A 15,451-nucleotide genomic window follows, 5' to 3' on the forward strand; every position below is an offset into this window, starting at 1 on the left:
CGGTGCGGGTGCGACCGCGACGACCCCACCGGACGCCACGGCTCACCCCCCGCGGACGGGCGACCGCCTCACGGCGGACGGCCGTCTGACGGCCGGAGAGAACATTCTTGTCGGTGGCTCCGCTTCCTGCGGGCATGCAACGACGCCCGGTCGTGGCGGCGGCGCTGGCGGTCGTGCCTGCGCTCGGCCACGCCTACCTCCGGCGATGGACGCGCGGCGTCGCGTGGCTCGCATTGCTCGTCGGGTCGGCGCTCACGGTCGCCGGACTCCACGACGCCGGCGTCGCGGGCGCGGTCGCGCCCGGCGTCGTCCCGGGATCGTGGCCCGACGGCGGGGTCGCCGTCGCGCTGGCGGTCGTGCTTGGGATGTCCGTCGCGGACGCGTACGTCCTCGCGCGCCGGCAGGCCAGCCCCGGCGAGGTCACCTGCCCGCGCTGCGGGCGACCGGTGGATCTGTCGATCGAGTTCTGTTGGTTCTGCTCGGTGGAGTTCGACTACGTCGAGGAGTGAGACGCCCGACCGGGAAGCGGGGTCCGCGGACGCACCGAGCCGGGGACCGACTTACTGCTCGATGATCGACTCCTCGACTGCCTCGCCGAAGTGGCGTGCCACGTCCTCGTAGTGGACGAGCACCTCGTCGCCCTCGGCGAGATCCGTGACGGCCGTGCGCCCCTCGGCGGTGGCGACCTTCACCGTCTCGGCGTTCTGGATGAGCGTCTCGATCCGGTCGGTCTCGCCGTCGTCGGTCTCGATCTCCGCCTGCACGCGGAACATGGGGCGCTTCTCGATCTTCACGCGGCCGACGACGGCCTCCCGCGTCCGCCCGTCGGTGTCGAGCACCTGCACCTCGTCGCCCGAGCGGAGTTCGCTCAGGTACTTCGTGCCGCCGTCGGGCGTGCGGACGTACGCGTGGACCGCGCCGGCGTTGACGCGGAACGGCCGCGAGGCGACGTACGGCGAGTCGGCCGTCTCTGCGTGGACGAAGAACAGCCCCCTGCTCATCGACCCGACGAGCATCCCCTCGTCGTGATCCATGATCGACCCCGTGTCGACGCAGACGCGGTCGGCCGAGCCGGCGCGCTCGACGGCCGTGACGGTCGCGGTCGTCAGGTCTAACTGCTCGCGGTCGGCCTCGTCGCGAACCTCGATCGTCTTGCGGATCTCGTCGGGGTCGTCGGTGTCGAGCAGGACGCCCTCCGCGCCGAGTTCGAGCGTCTCGAAGGCCGTCCTCGCCTCCTCGGCGGTCGTCGCGCCCGCGACGAGCGTGGTGTCGTCGCCGATACGCGCGATGAGGTTCTCGAGCGGGATGATCTGCCAGTTCTCGCTCGCGACGACGACGAACTCCGCGTCGCGGGCGGCGGCCTCCGCGAACGCCTCGTACTCCTCGTCGAAGATGCGGACGAACGCCCCCTGCGCGCGGTTGTCGCTCCGGCGCAGCGTCGACAGGTCCGCCGACCCGGAGAAGTCAGACGGGAGGTCGATCGTGCCGTCGCCCTCGCCGTCCTTGCCGACGATGTAGGCGTCCGCGACCGCCTCGTCGCCGGCGTCGTCGCCTGACTCGGCGTCGTCGATCACGTCCACGTCGGCGTCCGAACGGAACGCGGCGACGTTCACGTCACCCAGCTCGCGCACCTTCGCCACGTCGCGCTCGTCGACGAGCACCCAGTCGACGCCGGCCTCGAGCCCGGCGGTGATCCGGCGTCGTCGCGCGTCCCAGTCGCCGACGGCGTCGTCGGCGCGGATCCAGACGGACCGCGTTCGTGTCATTGTCGGTCGCACTCGCGGGCGGCGCTTTAACGTGGCGGATACGGCGACGAGCCGTTCGCCGCGACGCTCGAGCCCTACAGCCCCGAGGCCGACAGGGCGTCCTCGGCGTCGGCGTCCTCGTGGACCACGCCCGACACCGCCCGGGTCATCGCCTCGGGGTCGTCGTGTTGGAAGATGGTTCGACCCATCGAGACGCCCGCCGCGCCGGCGTCCATCGCGCCGCGCACGTCCTTCAAGGTCTGGAGGTCGCCGGAGGGCGACCCGCCGGCGATGATCACCGGCAGCCGCGTCGATTCGCAGACGTGCTCGAAGCTGTCGGCGTCGCCCGAGTAGGCCGTCTTCACGAGGTCCGCGCCGCACTCCTCGGCGAGACGGACGGCGTGTGCGAGGTTCTCTGCGTCGTGTTCCGGGTCTGCGCCCTCGAGGTTCGCGCCGCGGGCGTACGCCATCGCGAGCACGGGGACGCCGTAGTCGCCCGCCTCCTCACACAGCTCCGAGAGGAACGTCATCTGTTCGGGCTCGTAGTCCGACCCGACGTTGATGTGCATCGAGACGGCGTCTGCGCCCGCCCGGATCGCCCCCTTCACCGTCCCAGTCGGGCGTTTGTCGTTGCTGTCGGGCCCGATCGAGGTACCCGCGTTCAGGTGGACGACGTAGCCCGCGCCGTTCGTGTTGTCGTGGACGCGGGGGGCGATCCCCTTCTGCGTCAGCACGGCGTCCGCGCCGCCGCGGGTCACGGCGTCGATGGTCGATTCGATGTCGCGCAGGCCCTCGACGGGCCCGAGCGTGATCCCGTGGTCCATCGGAATCATGACGATTCGGTCGTCCGTCGAGATGCGGTTCATGCGTGCGGCGAGTCCGGCGTGTTCCATTGGTGTGGTATGGCGTGATCGGGCCTAAATGGCTTGCGAACGGCTCAATCGGATGTACCTTCGGGTGCCGGCGGCCGTCGCCCGTATCCGTCCAGCGCACCCCGCTTCAGTTCGCGCGCCTTCGTCTCGAGTCGGTCGGCGACGGACTCGGTCGACTCCCCTCGCTCGTGGCCGTCGGCGACGATGTCCACCAGCGCCGAGCCGACGATGATCCCGTCGGCCCCGGCCTCGACGACCGTCGCCGCCTGCTCGTCCGAGGAGATACCGAAACCGACCGCCTTCGGCAGATCGACCCCCGAGAGCCGCGCCAGCGACTCCCCCGTTCGGTCCGACACGGACGACGACGCGCCGGTGACGCCCAGCCGCGCCTGCACGTAGAGGTAGCCCGAGGAGACGTCGACGAGCGTCCCCAGTCGGTCGTCGTCGGTCGTCGGCGCGACGATGGAGATCAGATGGAGCCCGAACTCGTCGCACGCCTCTCGGAGCGGGCCGGCCTCCTCCGCGGGCAGGTCGGGGACGACGAACCCGGAGATGCCGACCGAGGCCGCCCTCTCGACGAACGGGCGCGGGCCCTGTTCGGAGCCGAACTGGTAGATGAGGTTGTAGTACGTCATGCACACCAGCGGCACGTCCACGTCGAGGTCCTCGACGAACTCGAAGAAGCGCTCGGGCGTCATGCCCGCCTCCAGCGCGCGGACGACGGCGTTCTGGATCGTCGGCCCCTCCGCGATCGGTTCGGAGAAGGGCAGCCCGAGTTCGATCACGTCCGCCCCGCCGCGTTCGAGCGCCTCGACGTACGCCAGCGACGACTCGTAGTCCGGGTCGCCGACGGCGAGGTACGGGACGAACGCCGGGCCGTCCGCGAACGCGTCGGCGACGGAGTCGTCGACGGCGGGATCGTCGGCGTCGTCGCCCTCGTCGTCGACGGCGTCGCTCATCGCAGTCCCCCCTCGAACATCGACATGTCGGGGGCGTTCGCCACGTCGCGCTTCGCGGTCTCCTCGATGGCGGTGTCGAGGTCCTTGTCGCCGCGGCCGGAGACGTTGATCACCGTCACATCGCCGAGTTCGTCGTGGTGCTCGTGGAGGTAGCCGAACGCGTGCGCCGTCTCCAGCGCGGGGATGATCCCCTCCTCCTGTGAGAGGCGGTGGAACCCCTCGATCGCCGCGTCGTCGTCGACGTTCACCGGCGTGACGCGCCCCTCGTCGACGAGGTGCGCCAGCTCGGGACCGACGCCGGCGTAGTCGAGTCCCGAGGAGACGGAGTGGCTCTCGACGATCTGGCCGTCGTGGTCCTGCAGGAGCTTCGTTCGCGCGCCGTGGAGCACGCCCTCGGTGCCCGTCGACAGCGACGCGGAGTTGGGCGCGACGCCCTCCTCCTCATCGACAGCTAGCGAGGAGCCGCCGGCCTCGACCGCGAACAGGTCCACGTCCGCGTCGCCGACGAAGTGGTGGAACGATCCCATCGTGTTCGAGCCGCCGCCCGCGCAGGCGACGACCGAGTCCGGAAGCCGTCCCGCTTTCTCTCTCACCTGGCGGCGCGCCTCCTCGGAGATGAGCGCCTGGAAGTCGCGGACCATCCGCGGGAACGGGTGCGGTCCGACGACGCTCCCGATGACGTAGTGGGTGTCCTCGACGTTCGTCGCCCAGTCGCGCATCGTCTCGGAGATGGCCTCCTTCAGCGTCCCGCGACCCGTCGTCACGGGCGTCACCTCCGAGCCGTTGATCTTCATCCGGAAGACGTTGGGGCGCTGGCGGTTGATGTCGCGCTCGCCCATGTACACCTCGCAGGGCATGCCCAGGTGCGCCGCCGCCATCGCCGTCGCGGTGCCGTGTTGGCCCGCGCCGGTCTCGGCGATGATGCGCTCCTTGCCCATGTACTTCGCGAGCAACACCTGCCCGAGCGCGTTGTTCAGCTTGTGCGCGCCGCCGTGGAGCAGGTCCTCGCGCTTCAGGTACACCTCGGTGTCGTAACGCTCGGAGAGGCGGTCAGCGCGCTGCAGCGGCGTCGGTCGACCGCCGAAGTCGCGGATGCGCCGGCGGAACTCGTCCATGAAGCCGTCCTCGTTGTTGAGGACGTACCGTTCGTAGGCGTCGGTCAGCTCCTGGATCGCGGGCATCAGCGCCTCGGGGACGTACTGGCCGCCGTACCGGCCGAACTTTCCGTCGCCGGCGGACGCCCACTCGCCGTCCGCGGGCTCGCCCCGTTCGCTCTCGCTGCTCATATCTCTCCCTCCGTCTCCGCGGCCGTAAACCGACGGGTGTTGGCAGAGACGTCGCCGTCGGTGTCGGCCTCGTCGGCCCCCTCGGCGTCCATGATCGCCGAGCCGATGAGCAGGCCGTCGGCACCCGCACCGCGCATTCGCCGGGCGTCCGCGGGCGTCGCGATCCCCGACTCCGCGATCAGCGTCACCCGATCGGGGGCCTCCGGCGCGACGGACTCGAACGTCGAGAGGTCGACCTCCAGCCGTCCCAGATCGCGGTTGTTGACGCCGATCAGGTCCGCGCCCGCCGAGAGCGCCGCCGCGAGTTCCTCGCGCGTGTGTACCTCCACGAGCGGCTGGAAGCCGCGGTCGCGGGCGGCCTCGACCAGCTCCGCGAGGTCGTCGCCGACGAACCGGGCGATGAGGAGCACCTGGTCGGCTTCGACGGCGTCCAGTTGCGCCTCGCGGACGAGGAAGTCCTTGCGAAGGACCGGCACGTCGACCGCGTCGCGGACGCGCCGGAGGGTCTCCACGGAGCCGTCGAAGTGCTCCGGCTCGGTGAGCACGGACAGCGCCGCCGCGCCGCCCTCCACCATCGACTCGGCCAGCTCGACTGGGTCGTCCTCGCGCGTCCCGTCGGTCGTCGGGCTCGTCGGCTTCACCTCGGCGACGACCGGCACGCGCCCGTCTGCCTCCGCGGCCGCGAACGCCGCCGGCAGCGACCGCGCGTCGTCGACGGAGACGCGCTCGTCGCCGCCGGGTCGCTCGGCGGCGGCCGACAGAATAGAGCGCACCGCCGGCGCGAGATCCTCCGTTGGTGTGTTCATCTATGTACATCGATGGGCTCTTTCGACCAAAAGTGTTGCGTCGGAGACCGACGATTGAAGCGCCCGACGGCCGTGTACTCGGGCATGACCTCGAGAACGGACGGCGGCGTCGACGACGGGAACGCCGTGGACGCCGGCGACGGCGACGGTCCCGACGGCCTCGGCGACACCGGCGTGTTCGCCCGCGAGTTCGACGCGCTCGGGCGCGCCGTGGCGATCGGAGTCGCGAGCGGTCGAGTCATCTCCGTCTCCTTCCCGGAGTCGCCGCCGAGCGACACAGGGCCCGATCACCCGCTGCTCGATCGGATCGGCGACTACCTCGCCGGCGACGAGGACGACTTCGCGGACGTGGCCGTGGCGATCACGGTTCCGACCGACCAGCGCGAGGTGCTGGAGTCGATCCGCAACGTTCCGTACGGCGAGTCGATCGATCTCGGTCGGGTCGCGAAGCTGACCGCGGGACTCGACCACGAGGACGACGACGACCTGGAGACGGTGCGGGCCGCGCTCGCCGCCAACCCGGTCCCGCTCGTCGTTCCCGACCACCGGGTGAGCGGCGTGGGCGGGGCCACCCCCGGCTCGCTGGCCGAGCGCCTCCGGTCGATCGAGGGCGTCCGCGAGCGGTAGTCGGCCGTCACCCGACCGTCGATTCTTCCTCGGTCTCGGACGCCTCGCGCTACCCGTACGCCCGCAGGAGGAAGTACGCAACCGCGATCAGAAACAGCGCCTCGGCGGCCGTCTCCAGGCCGGGAACGGCCAACTCGACGCCGGCGACCTTCGCGGCGGCCGCGAGCACGAATAGTCCGGCGTTCGAGAGCGCCCCGGCCTCCGTCGGGGCCGTGTGGACCCACATCGTCCGCTGGGCGGCGAGCACGCCGGCCGCCAGCATCGCCGCCCCGACCGCGATCCCCGTCGGAACCGTCCCTCGATACCACCCGGTCGCGCCCGCGAACGCGACGGCGACTGCGAGGAACACAGCGGCCGCCGTCGCCGCGTCGGTGCCGCGGTTCGATACTCCCATACCGCAGTACGGGGCGGCGGTAGTCGTAAGCGTGACGGCGCAGTCTTGCGATCGGCTTCCGTCCGTCCGACGGGATTCCCGACGGTCGATCGCCTGGCAGTCGTCGCCTCAGCGGTCGGAGTAGTCCGGCTGGTCCACGTCGGCCTGATCGTATCCGGCCTCCTGCCACGCGGTGAAGCCGCCGTCGATGTGAGCCACGTCCTCGAACCCCATCTCCTGTAACGCCTTCGCCGCCAGCGCCGACCGCCCGCTCTCGTTGCAGTAGCAGACGTAGCGCCGGTCGGGCTCGAAGTAGTCGCGATAGTACTCGGTCTCCGGGTCGGCCCAGAACTCCAACATCCCACGCGGCGCGTGCGTGTCGCCGGGGATCGCCCCCTCGATCCACCGCTCGCGCACGTCGCGCACGTCGAGGAATATCGTCTCGTCGCCGTCGCCGTCGCCGTCGCCGGCCCGGAGTCGCTCCCACTCCTCGTGTGCCGCCTCGACGCTCAGCACCTCGACGTGTTCCTCCGCCTCCGCCGCCATGTCCCACGCGTGTTTCTCGATAGTTCCCATGGGGCCACGGAGCGACCGCGGGACAAAGAACTATCGCCGTCGTCGTCGCGGTCGCCGGTGCCGTCGCGGTCGCCGGTGCCGTCGTCGTTGCCGTCGCGGTCGCCGGTGCCGTCGTCGTTGCCGTCGCGGTCGCAGCCCCGCACCCGCGGCCGTCAGTCGCCCGCGATCGGTCCCTCGTGGACGACGAGCGTCGCCGCGTTCACGAGGTAGTGGGCGACGACGACAGCGAGGAGGCTTCCGGTCGAGACGAACGCCGCTGCGAGTACGAACCCGAGCAGACCGGTGGCCGCGATCCCCGCGCGCCCCTGCGCCCCGTGACCGAGCGCGAACGCGACCGAGGACGCGGCGGCGAGCAGCCACGGCCACGCCGCCACGCCGACGACCGACGCCGGGAGCCACGCCGGCGCGTCGAAGCCCGCAGACAGCGCGCCCACCAGCACCGCCCGGAAGAGGAACTCCTCGAACAGCGCGACCGTCGGGAGCACGCCGCCCAACAGCACGACCCAGCCCCACGTCGAGTCGGGCGCGAGCGCCCCTCTGAGCGCCTCGTTCGTCTCGACGCCGACGCGCCTCGCGGCCCGACCGCCGACCTCGTTGGCGACCCAGAGCCCCCCGCCGAGCGCGACGCCGACGCCGAGATCCGGGAGCGTCGCGACCGGATCGAGTCCGAGCGCCCCCGCGGGGATCCCCGCCCACACCGCCGCGGCGACGAGCACAGCGCCGAACGTCCCCTGCGAGAGCGCGACGTTCGCCAGCAGCGCGCCGGCCGACAGTTCGGCCTCCGCCTCGGCGGCCGCGACGGGACTGCGCTCGGGAGCCGAGAGGCGGCGATCCGCGGTCGGCGACACCGACCCGTGCGGCGTCGTCGCCGTTGCGGACGCGAGCGCGGCGTCCTCCGGTCCCCGGTCGGCGTCCCCGTCGACGCGGGCCGGCGGCTCGCTCGGCGAGAATCGCGTCGAAGAAAGGCGGGCGAGGCCGAGCAACAGCAGCAGGACGACGCCGGTGATCGCTGCGAATGCCGTCCAGCGCGTCACGTGAATCGAGAGAGCGGGATCGGGATAGTCGTGGGTCGGAGCTTACTGCGGACTCGGGCTGGTCGGACCCGCGGTGCCGGATTCGCCGGTCTTCTCCAGCGCGGAGCCGGTGATGCTCTTGAGGCGCGCGACGAGCGAGTCCTTCTCGGGTTCGCCCTCCAGCGCGATGTCAAGCACCTCCGAGATGTGCTCGACGGGGATGATCTCGACCATCTCCTTGTACTCGTCCTCGATCATCACGTCCTGCTCGTTGGCCTTCGGGATGATGACGCGGTCGCAGCCGGACTTGGCGGCGGCCTCGATCTTGTGGGTGACGCCGCCGACCGGGAGCACGTCGCCGCGGACCGACAGCGAGCCGGTCATCGCGAGGCTCTGGTCGACGCCGACGTTCTCCAGCGCCGAGATGACGGCGGTGGCGACCGTGATGGACGCGCTGTCGCCGTCGACGCCCTGCTGGCCCGTCTGGACGAACTGGATGTGGATGTCCTTCTCGGTGATGTCCTCGTCGGAGAACTTCTTGATGATCGCCGAGACGTTCTGGACGGCCTCCTCGGCCATCTCCTGAAGCTGACCGGTGGCGATCACCTGGCCGGGCCCCTGCGAGGGCGTGACCTCGGCCATGACGGGGAGCATGATGCCGGAGTCCTCGCCCATGACGGCGAGGCCGTTCACGCGGCCGACCTGGAAGCCGTCGGCGACCTGCAGCTCGTAGTCCTTGCGGCGCTCGATGTAGTCGTCGGCGAGCTGTTGCTCGATGGAGCGCGAGCGACCCTTCGCCTCCAGCACGTGCTCGCGGGTGACGCGGTCGGCGTCCTGCGAGTGGGCGATGTCGCCGGAGACGCGGACGAGGCCGCCGAGGTTCCGCAGCTTCAGGGTGAGGTGTCCCTTCCGACCCGCGCGCCGGCGGGCCTCGAGGATGATCTCCTCGATGGCCTCGTCGGTGAAGGCGGGCAGGCGGCCGTCCTTGGCGACCTCCTGGGCGACGAACCGTGCGTACTTCCGTCGCATGTCCGGGGTGTCGTCGATGGTGTCGTCCATGTACACCTCGTAGCCGTACCCCTTGATGCGCGAGCGCAGCGCCGGGTGCATGTTCTCCATCGCGTCGAGGTTCCCCGCCGCGATCATGATGAAGTCCGTCGGGACCGGCTCCGTCTGGACCATCGCACCCGAGGAGCGCTCGGACTGTCCGGTGATCGAGAACTCGCCCTCCTGGATCGCGGTCATCAGCTTCTGCTGGGACCGGATGTCGAGGGTGTTGATCTCGTCGACGAAGAGGACCCCCTTGTTCGCCTTGTGGATCGCGCCGGCCTCGACGCGGTCGTGGCTCGGCGTCTCCATCCCGCCCGACTGGAACGGGTCGTGGCGCACGTCGCCCAGCAGCGCGCCGGCGTGCGCGCCGGTGGCGTCCTCGAAGGGCGCGGACTTCTCGTCGGCGTTGTTGACGAGGAGGTTCGGGATCATCGAGTCCGAGCCCCGGGAGCCGTAGCGGAACGCGAGATAGATGATACCGGCCGCGAGGATGCCCAGCAGAACGTTCCCCGCGACCAGCAGGGCGTACCCGAGCACGACCGCGATGATGATCCACATGAGGAACGAGCGCATTTGGTTGCGCTTTCTGGCCTCCTCCTTGTGGGCCTCGACGATCTGCTCGCCCTTGCCCGACGGCACCGTCCGGACCTTGGGGTTGTTTCCGTCGTCGGGGTTGTGATACACGAGCACGTCCTGGAGCTCCTCCTTCGGGAGCAGCTCGGACATCGCCTTCGCGAGCATCGACTTGCCCGTCCCGGGCGAGCCGATCATCATGACGTGTCGCCGCTGTTTCGCCGCCTTCATCACCACGTCGCGGGCGTGCTCCTGGCCGATGACCTGGTCGACGAGGCGATCGGGAACCTCGATGTCGTCGGTGGAGTCGATCATGAGGCCGCCGAGGAGGTGGTCCTCGGCGATCTCCTCGTCGATCTCGGCGTCGATCTCCACGTCGCTGCCGAGATCGTCGATGTCGGCGTCCTCGTCGGAGGGGTCGTTCGACGCCCCGACCGACCGGCCGCCGGTCGTACCCGACCCGGAGTCGTCGACGGGGACCTCTTCGGGGTCCAACACGCCCTCCTCCTCCCGGTCGTCGGTTCTGTCGTTGCTCATAGAATCGTCGCTATCGTGAAACACGGTCCGTCGATTCATATACTTTCTCCCCTCGGGCGTGTTCCGCGGAGAACCGAAAACCGCCGTGAGACGTGCGTATTCCGGTCGTTCTGGGGGCTTTTGCGTCTCGCCGGGCTTATAAACACGCCCCGTGATACTGACTCGTATGCGGGGGTTCTACATCGGGCGGTTCCAGCCGTATCACAACGGCCACCACCACATGGTCGAGGAGATCGCCGAGGAGGTCGACGAACTCGTCCTCGGCATCGGCTCGGCCGGCGACTCCCACACCCGGCGCAACCCGTTCACCGCCGGCGAGCGGATCATGATGGTCACGAAGTCGCTGACGGAGTTCGACGTGACCACCTACGCGGTCCCCATCGAGGACCTCGAGCGCAACTCCGTGTGGGTGAGCCACGTCCAGTCCATGTGCCCGAAGTTCGACGTGGCGTACTCCAACAACCCGCTCGTCGTCCGACTGTTCGAGGAGGCCGGCGTCGAGGTGCGCTCCTCGCCGATGTTCCGACGGGAGGTGCTGGAGGGCAGCGAGCTCCGCGAGCGCATGATCGACGGCGAGGGGTGGCGCGATCTCGTCCCCGACGCCGTCGCCGGCGTCGTCGAGGAGATCGACGGCGTCGGACGTATCCGTGAGGTGGCCTCCTCGGACGCCAACGGGGCCGACCGCGTCGGCGACTCGGACGCCGACACCGACGGCGGCGCTGACGCCGTCACGGACATCGACTTCGACACCGACGCCGACGCGTCGGGGGGCGAGTGAGCCGCCGATGCTGACGCTCGCTTCCGACTTCGGCTCGCCGTACCCCGCCGCGATGAAGGGCGTCCTCCGGTCGAACGGCGTCACCGACCTGGTGGACGTGTCCCACGACCTCCCCAAGAGCGACCCCCGCGCCGCGGCGTTCTGGCTCCGCTTCGTCCTCCCCGAGTTCCCGCCGGGCGTCCACCTCGTCGTGGTCGACCCCGGCGTCGGAACCGACCGCGCCGCCGTCTGCGTCCGCGCCGGCGACCACGCGCTCGTCGGCCCCGACAACGGCTGTCTGCTCCCCCCGGCCCGCGCGCTGGCGGAGACCGCCGTCGACCCGGACACGGACCCCGCCGAGGCGATCGAGGTGTTCGTCGTCGACGACGCGGATCCCCGGTCGAGCACGTTCCACGGCCGCGACGTGTTCGCCCCGGCGGCCGCACGCGTCCACGAGGCCGGCGTCGACGCGATCGAGTCGCTCGACGGCTTCTCGCGGACCGACGACTACGACGACCACGCGCTGCCCGAGCCGTGGGTGGAGGCCGAGACCGCCTCGGGGGAGGTGCTCGCGGTCGACGACTTCGGCAACACGATCACCAACGTCCCCGGCGAGTTCCTCGACGGGCGCGTCGGCGAGACGGTCGTCGTGGAGACCGCCACCGGACGGCACTCGGTGCCGGTCGTCGAGACGTTCGCGGACGTGGACAAACACGACCCTCTCGTCACCGTCGGCAGCCACGGCTTCGTCGAGTGCGACGCTAACCAGGGCCGCGGCGACGAGGCGTTCGATCTGGCACCCGGCCGGGCGGTGACCTTATCCTTCGAGGAGGCCGTCGCCGCGACGGTTCCGACGGCCTGAGCCGAGCCGTGGACCCCATACCGGCCGCCGTCCCCACGTCGACTGTCGCCCCGATCGCGTCCGTCGCCCAGATCACTTCAGCCACCCCGACCGTGTCCGCCGCCGCCGCGGTCGCCGCGATGAACCTCGTCGGCCTGCTGGCGTTCGCCGTCGCCGGCTCGCTCAAGGGCGCAGACGCCGACCTCGACCCGTTCGGCGTCGCGACGCTGGGCGTGCTCACAGCCCTCGGCGGCGGCACCATCCGGGACGTGCTCGTCGGGCGCGTGCCCGCGGCGCTCCGGTCGACGGGCGACGTGCTCGTGGTGCTCGCGGGCGTCGCCGTCGGCCTCGGGATCGCGGCGGCCGTCTCCGGAGGGACGGGCCGGATCCGGGACCACCCGGCGTTCCTCGTCGCCGACGCGGTCGGGCTGGCGGCGTTCGCCGCCTCAGGCGCGGCCGTCGGGGCGGAGGCCGGGCTCTCGGCGTTCGGGGTGGTCGTCACCGCGACGCTCACCGGCGTCGGCGGCGGGAGCCTCTCGGACCTCCTGCTCACTCGGACGCCGGTCGTGCTCCGGGAAGACTTCTACGCAACGCCCGCGCTGTGTGGCGGCGTCGGCTACGTTGTCGCCGTCGCGGTCGGCGTTCGGGGCGCGACGACGACCCTGGGCGTCGCGCTCGGGGTGTTCCTCCTGCGCGTCACGGCGGTGCGTCGCGAGTGGGAACTACCCTCGCTGTGAGCGTCGCGGTCGCTGTCGCTGTGAGCGTCGCCGTCGTTGTGATGGGGTGTCGTCGCTGTGAACGGTATCGTCGCCGACTGTCTATCGGAAAACCGGATCCCGGGATAGTTCGGTCCCTCAGTTCGCCGCGATCACGTCGTCGATGCGGAGGATCATCGTCGCCGCCTCGGTGGCGGACTCCAGCGCCTCGCGCTTGACCGCGGCGGGATCGACCACGTCGCCGTCGGCGGGGTCGGCGACATCGACGGACGGACCGTCGATCACGACGCCGGCGACGCCCTCGCGCTCGTGGCGGGCGCGCAGGTCGACCAGCGCGTCGATCGGGTCGAGGCCGGCGTTCTCGGCGAGCGTGCGCGGGATCGCGTCGACGGCGTCGGCGAACGCCTCGACCGCCAGCGACTTCCGCCCGGTGACCGCGCTCGCGCCCGAACGGAGCCGGTCGGCGACCGCCACCTCGACCGCGCCCGCGCCGGGGACGACCTCGCCGTCTTCGTGGGCCGCGACGACCACGCCGAGGGCGTCGTCGATCGCGCGCTCGGTCTCGTCGACCACGTGGTCGGTCGAGCCGCGGACGTACAGCGTCACGGTCCGGGAGTCGTCGGTCCCCTCCAGGAAGGTCACGTCGTCGTCGCCGTGCCTCTCGACGCGGACGGACGCGGCCGCGCCGAGGTCGTCGGCCTCGATGCCGTCGAGGGTGCCGAGCCGACGCGCGCCGGTGGCGCGGGCGACCGCCCGGGCCTCGGCCGCCGTCACGTTCGAGAACGCGAGGACTCCGGCGTCCGCGAGGTAAGCCGCGACGGGATCGGAGACCTTCTTCGAGCAGAAGACCACGTCGACGCCGGCCTCCGCGAGCGTCTCGGCGATCGCGCGGCGCTCGGCGTCCTCCGCCGAGAGTGCGGCGTCGAGCTGGTCGGCGGAGGTGATCGTGTACTCGGTGTCGACCTCGCCCGACCGCACGTCGAGCGTCGTGTCGAGCACGGCGACGGCCGCGTCCTCGACGCCGCGGGGCATGGTGTCGGTGGCGGGTTCACCCTCGAAGACGACGCCGCGAACGAGTTCGGTCGCGGCCGCCGAGGCTCCCGTCCGGGCGAACACGCGGATGTCGTCGCGGTCGACGCGGCGGTCGTCGTCGGCCACCTGGAGCACGGCGTCGGCGACGATCTCCGCGAGCGCGTCGGTCGCGAGGTCGCCGGTACCCTTGCCGGTCATCGCCGAGCGCGCCAGGCGCACCAGGGCGTCGCGGTCGACCGCGCCATCGAGCACCATGCCGTCGACGGCGTCGAGCGCGAGTCGCATGGCCTCGTGGTATCCCTCGACCACGGCCGTCGCGTGCACGTCGTCGTCGAGGAGGTCCTCGGCGCGCGCGAGCAGTTCGCCCGCCAGCACCGCCGCCGTCGTCGTGCCGTCGCCGACGGCCGACTCCTGGCTCTCGGCGACCTCGACGAGCATCCGCGCGGCGGGGTGTTCGATGTCCATCTCCCCGAGGATCGTCGCGCCGTCGTTGGTGACGACCACGTCGCCGGCGGTGTCGACGAGCATCTTGTCCATCCCGCGCGGGCCGAGCGTCGTCCGGACCGCGCTCGCGACCGCGCGGCCGGCGGCGGCGTTCGAGCGGCGCGCGTCGAGGCCGCTGGTTCGCTGGCTGGACTCCGACAGGACGTAGAGCGGCTGTTGCAGGTGACTCATAGATGATCAACCAGAACGATGGTTGCGATTCTATATGAAGTTTTCTAGAATATAGGTACGGAAACTACACGACTGGACCGTGATAGCCCGGATCACGGCCTCGGCGAGACCCCTCGACCGGCTCCAGACTACAACACTCAAGACCGGCGCGTCGTTGGGGTGTGGTAGATGCTGGAGTTGGAGCACGGCTTTCGCGCGGTCGACGTCCACGCCCGCCTCGACCCCGACGACGGGGCCGTCGTCGCCTCCCGGGGGCGAGACATCTCGCCGGAGCGCCTCCAGCGCGAGATGCACCAGGCGGGCGTCGTGCGCGCGGCCGTCTCGCCCGGTCCGCGCCCCGCGGGCGAGGGGTACCTCCGCGCGAACAACGCCGTCGCCCGCCTCTCGGTCGACCGGCCGTTCTGCGCGATGGCGCGGCTGAACGGCCCGCGCGACCCGGGCTCGTCGCCGGTCTCTCGGCTCCGGAACCTCGCGGCCGCGCCGGCCGACCACCACACAGAGCCGGGCGACGTGGAGCAGTACGCGTACGACAGCCGCCTGCACGGGTTCGTGATCGACCCGGTCAACGACGGCCTCCCCACCGAGGAGACGCTCGAACAGGTCGCGGCCGCCGGCGAGCCGGTGCTCGTGCACGCGGGTCGCGGCTACCCGCCCGCGGCGGTCCGCGAGACGATCCTCCGGTACGACTTCCCGGTGATCCTCTCGTCGTTCGGCGGCTACCCCCTCGACCGCGGACTGATGGACGACGCGCTCGACCTGCTCGAGGAGTTCGACGAGCTCTACCTCGACACGGCGTTCGTCCGCTACCGAGACGTGCTCGAACGGGGGCTGCTCGAACACCCCGACCGCGTCCTGTTCGGCTCGGGCGCTCCCGACACGCACCCGGACGTGGGCGTGATGGAACTGCTCACGCTCGACGTGCCCGAGGACCTGATGGACCGCGCGCTCTCGAAGAACGCGGCGCGCGTCATCGAGGGGCTCGCGCCCGGGGCCGACGCGTGAGGGGCCTGCGA

General features: G+C 71.1%; 16 protein-coding genes. 6 read left to right on the plus strand and 10 right to left on the minus strand.

What is annotated here, in order from left to right; translation table 11 throughout:
• Positions 1 to 134 precede the first annotated feature (134 nt).
• Positions 135 to 509: a hypothetical protein gene (locus Hbl1158_RS05900; RefSeq protein ID WP_234299130.1), complete on the plus strand. Its 375-nt coding sequence runs from the start codon at positions 135 to 137 to the stop codon at positions 507 to 509.
• A 51-nt stretch (positions 510 to 560) separates the two neighbouring features.
• On the opposite strand, the gene Hbl1158_RS05905 is transcribed toward Hbl1158_RS05900, so the two are convergent.
• The 5 genes from Hbl1158_RS05905 to trpC form a co-directional block, all read right to left on the minus strand.
• On the minus strand, positions 561 to 1,766 hold the full coding sequence (locus tag Hbl1158_RS05905; RefSeq protein WP_234299131.1) for a 3-dehydroquinate synthase II: 1,206 nt from the start codon (positions 1,764 to 1,766) through the stop codon (positions 561 to 563).
• A 74-nt stretch (positions 1,767 to 1,840) separates the two neighbouring features.
• The gene (locus tag Hbl1158_RS05910; protein ID WP_234299132.1) at positions 1,841 to 2,638 is read right to left on the minus strand and encodes a 2-amino-3,7-dideoxy-D-threo-hept-6-ulosonate synthase; all 798 of its coding nucleotides are present in this window, start codon (positions 2,636 to 2,638) and stop codon (positions 1,841 to 1,843) included.
• Between the two features lie 44 nt (positions 2,639 to 2,682).
• The gene (gene trpA, locus Hbl1158_RS05915) at positions 2,683 to 3,576 is read right to left on the minus strand and encodes a tryptophan synthase subunit alpha (protein WP_234299133.1); all 894 of its coding nucleotides are present in this window, start codon (positions 3,574 to 3,576) and stop codon (positions 2,683 to 2,685) included.
• Positions 3,573 to 4,862, minus strand: a complete 1,290-nt coding sequence (trpB, locus tag Hbl1158_RS05920) for a tryptophan synthase subunit beta (RefSeq protein ID WP_234299134.1) — start codon at positions 4,860 to 4,862, stop codon at positions 3,573 to 3,575. The genes trpA and trpB overlap by 4 nt, the downstream gene beginning before the upstream one ends.
• Positions 4,859 to 5,668 carry an indole-3-glycerol phosphate synthase gene (trpC, locus tag Hbl1158_RS05925; protein WP_234299135.1) on the minus strand — a complete coding sequence of 270 codons (810 nt, stop codon included), beginning with the start codon at positions 5,666 to 5,668 and terminating at the stop codon, positions 4,859 to 4,861. Before trpC ends, trpB begins: the two co-directional genes overlap by 4 nt.
• A gap of 84 nt (positions 5,669 to 5,752) precedes the next feature.
• Between trpC and Hbl1158_RS05930 the strand changes: the two genes are divergently transcribed.
• Positions 5,753 to 6,295 carry an MGMT family protein gene (locus Hbl1158_RS05930; RefSeq protein ID WP_234299136.1) on the plus strand — a complete coding sequence of 181 codons (543 nt, stop codon included), beginning with the start codon at positions 5,753 to 5,755 and terminating at the stop codon, positions 6,293 to 6,295.
• 49 nt (positions 6,296 to 6,344) lie between these two features.
• Here the strand turns inward: Hbl1158_RS05930 and Hbl1158_RS05935 are convergent, their stop codons facing one another.
• The 4 genes from Hbl1158_RS05935 to lonB all read right to left on the minus strand — a co-directional run bounded on the left by Hbl1158_RS05935 (position 6,345) and on the right by lonB (position 10,417).
• On the minus strand, positions 6,345 to 6,689 hold the full coding sequence (locus tag Hbl1158_RS05935; RefSeq protein WP_234299137.1) for a hypothetical protein: 345 nt from the start codon (positions 6,687 to 6,689) through the stop codon (positions 6,345 to 6,347).
• A gap of 108 nt (positions 6,690 to 6,797) precedes the next feature.
• On the minus strand, positions 6,798 to 7,244 hold the full coding sequence (locus Hbl1158_RS05940) for a rhodanese-like domain-containing protein (RefSeq protein ID WP_234299138.1): 447 nt from the start codon (positions 7,242 to 7,244) through the stop codon (positions 6,798 to 6,800).
• A gap of 152 nt (positions 7,245 to 7,396) precedes the next feature.
• On the minus strand, positions 7,397 to 8,278 hold the full coding sequence (locus tag Hbl1158_RS05945) for a CPBP family intramembrane glutamic endopeptidase (RefSeq protein ID WP_234299139.1): 882 nt from the start codon (positions 8,276 to 8,278) through the stop codon (positions 7,397 to 7,399).
• A 42-nt stretch (positions 8,279 to 8,320) separates the two neighbouring features.
• On the minus strand, positions 8,321 to 10,417 hold the full coding sequence (gene lonB / locus Hbl1158_RS05950; protein WP_234299140.1) for an ATP-dependent protease LonB: 2,097 nt from the start codon (positions 10,415 to 10,417) through the stop codon (positions 8,321 to 8,323).
• Between the two features lie 166 nt (positions 10,418 to 10,583).
• Between lonB and Hbl1158_RS05955 the strand changes: the two genes are divergently transcribed.
• Genes Hbl1158_RS05955 through Hbl1158_RS05965 form a run of 3 tightly spaced genes read left to right on the plus strand, consistent with a single transcriptional unit; the run spans position 10,584 to position 12,752 of the window.
• Entirely contained in the window at positions 10,584 to 11,195 is a 612-nt protein-coding gene (locus Hbl1158_RS05955; RefSeq protein WP_234299141.1) for a nicotinamide-nucleotide adenylyltransferase, read from the plus strand.
• Positions 11,196 to 11,202: 7 nt separating this feature from the next.
• Positions 11,203 to 12,036: an SAM-dependent chlorinase/fluorinase gene (locus Hbl1158_RS05960; protein ID WP_234299142.1), complete on the plus strand. Its 834-nt coding sequence runs from the start codon at positions 11,203 to 11,205 to the stop codon at positions 12,034 to 12,036.
• Positions 12,037 to 12,044: 8 nt separating this feature from the next.
• Positions 12,045 to 12,752 (plus strand): TRIC cation channel family protein, encoded by a 708-nt coding sequence (locus Hbl1158_RS05965; protein WP_234299143.1) that lies wholly within the window; start codon positions 12,045 to 12,047, stop codon positions 12,750 to 12,752.
• Positions 12,753 to 12,869: 117 nt separating this feature from the next.
• Here the strand turns inward: Hbl1158_RS05965 and thsA are convergent, their stop codons facing one another.
• A complete protein-coding gene (gene thsA, locus Hbl1158_RS05970) occupies positions 12,870 to 14,429 on the minus strand; it encodes a thermosome subunit alpha (RefSeq protein WP_234299482.1) in 1,560 nt (519 codons plus the stop codon).
• A gap of 177 nt (positions 14,430 to 14,606) precedes the next feature.
• Here thsA and Hbl1158_RS05975 point away from each other — a divergent pair, with 177 nt between their 5' ends.
• Positions 14,607 to 15,440 carry an amidohydrolase family protein gene (locus Hbl1158_RS05975; protein ID WP_234299144.1) on the plus strand — a complete coding sequence of 278 codons (834 nt, stop codon included), beginning with the start codon at positions 14,607 to 14,609 and terminating at the stop codon, positions 15,438 to 15,440.
• Positions 15,441 to 15,451 lie beyond the last annotated feature (11 nt).

It is taken from the genome of Halobaculum sp. CBA1158 (assembly GCF_021431925.1).
Lineage (GTDB): Archaea > Halobacteriota > Halobacteria > Halobacteriales > Haloferacaceae > Halobaculum.

Excerpts from the sequence above, each read along its gene's own strand:
- Hbl1158_RS05900 (WP_234299130.1), top strand. The coding sequence starts at position 135 with ATGCAACGACGCCCGGTCGTGGCGGCGGCGCTGGCGGTCGTGCCTGCG.
- Hbl1158_RS05905 (WP_234299131.1), bottom strand. The coding sequence starts at position 1,766 with ATGACACGAACGCGGTCCGTCTGGATCCGCGCCGACGACGCCGTCGGC.
- Hbl1158_RS05910 (WP_234299132.1), bottom strand. The coding sequence starts at position 2,638 with ATGGAACACGCCGGACTCGCCGCACGCATGAACCGCATCTCGACGGAC.
- trpA (WP_234299133.1), bottom strand. The coding sequence starts at position 3,576 with ATGAGCGACGCCGTCGACGACGAGGGCGACGACGCCGACGATCCCGCC.
- trpB (WP_234299134.1), bottom strand. The coding sequence starts at position 4,862 with ATGAGCAGCGAGAGCGAACGGGGCGAGCCCGCGGACGGCGAGTGGGCG.
- trpC (WP_234299135.1), bottom strand. The coding sequence starts at position 5,668 with ATGAACACACCAACGGAGGATCTCGCGCCGGCGGTGCGCTCTATTCTG.
- Hbl1158_RS05930 (WP_234299136.1), top strand. The coding sequence starts at position 5,753 with ATGACCTCGAGAACGGACGGCGGCGTCGACGACGGGAACGCCGTGGAC.
- Hbl1158_RS05935 (WP_234299137.1), bottom strand. The coding sequence starts at position 6,689 with ATGGGAGTATCGAACCGCGGCACCGACGCGGCGACGGCGGCCGCTGTG.
- Hbl1158_RS05940 (WP_234299138.1), bottom strand. The coding sequence starts at position 7,244 with ATGGGAACTATCGAGAAACACGCGTGGGACATGGCGGCGGAGGCGGAG.
- lonB (WP_234299140.1), bottom strand. The coding sequence starts at position 10,417 with ATGAGCAACGACAGAACCGACGACCGGGAGGAGGAGGGCGTGTTGGAC.
- Hbl1158_RS05955 (WP_234299141.1), top strand. The coding sequence starts at position 10,584 with ATGCGGGGGTTCTACATCGGGCGGTTCCAGCCGTATCACAACGGCCAC.
- Hbl1158_RS05960 (WP_234299142.1), top strand. The coding sequence starts at position 11,203 with ATGCTGACGCTCGCTTCCGACTTCGGCTCGCCGTACCCCGCCGCGATG.
- Hbl1158_RS05975 (WP_234299144.1), top strand. The coding sequence starts at position 14,607 with ATGCTGGAGTTGGAGCACGGCTTTCGCGCGGTCGACGTCCACGCCCGC.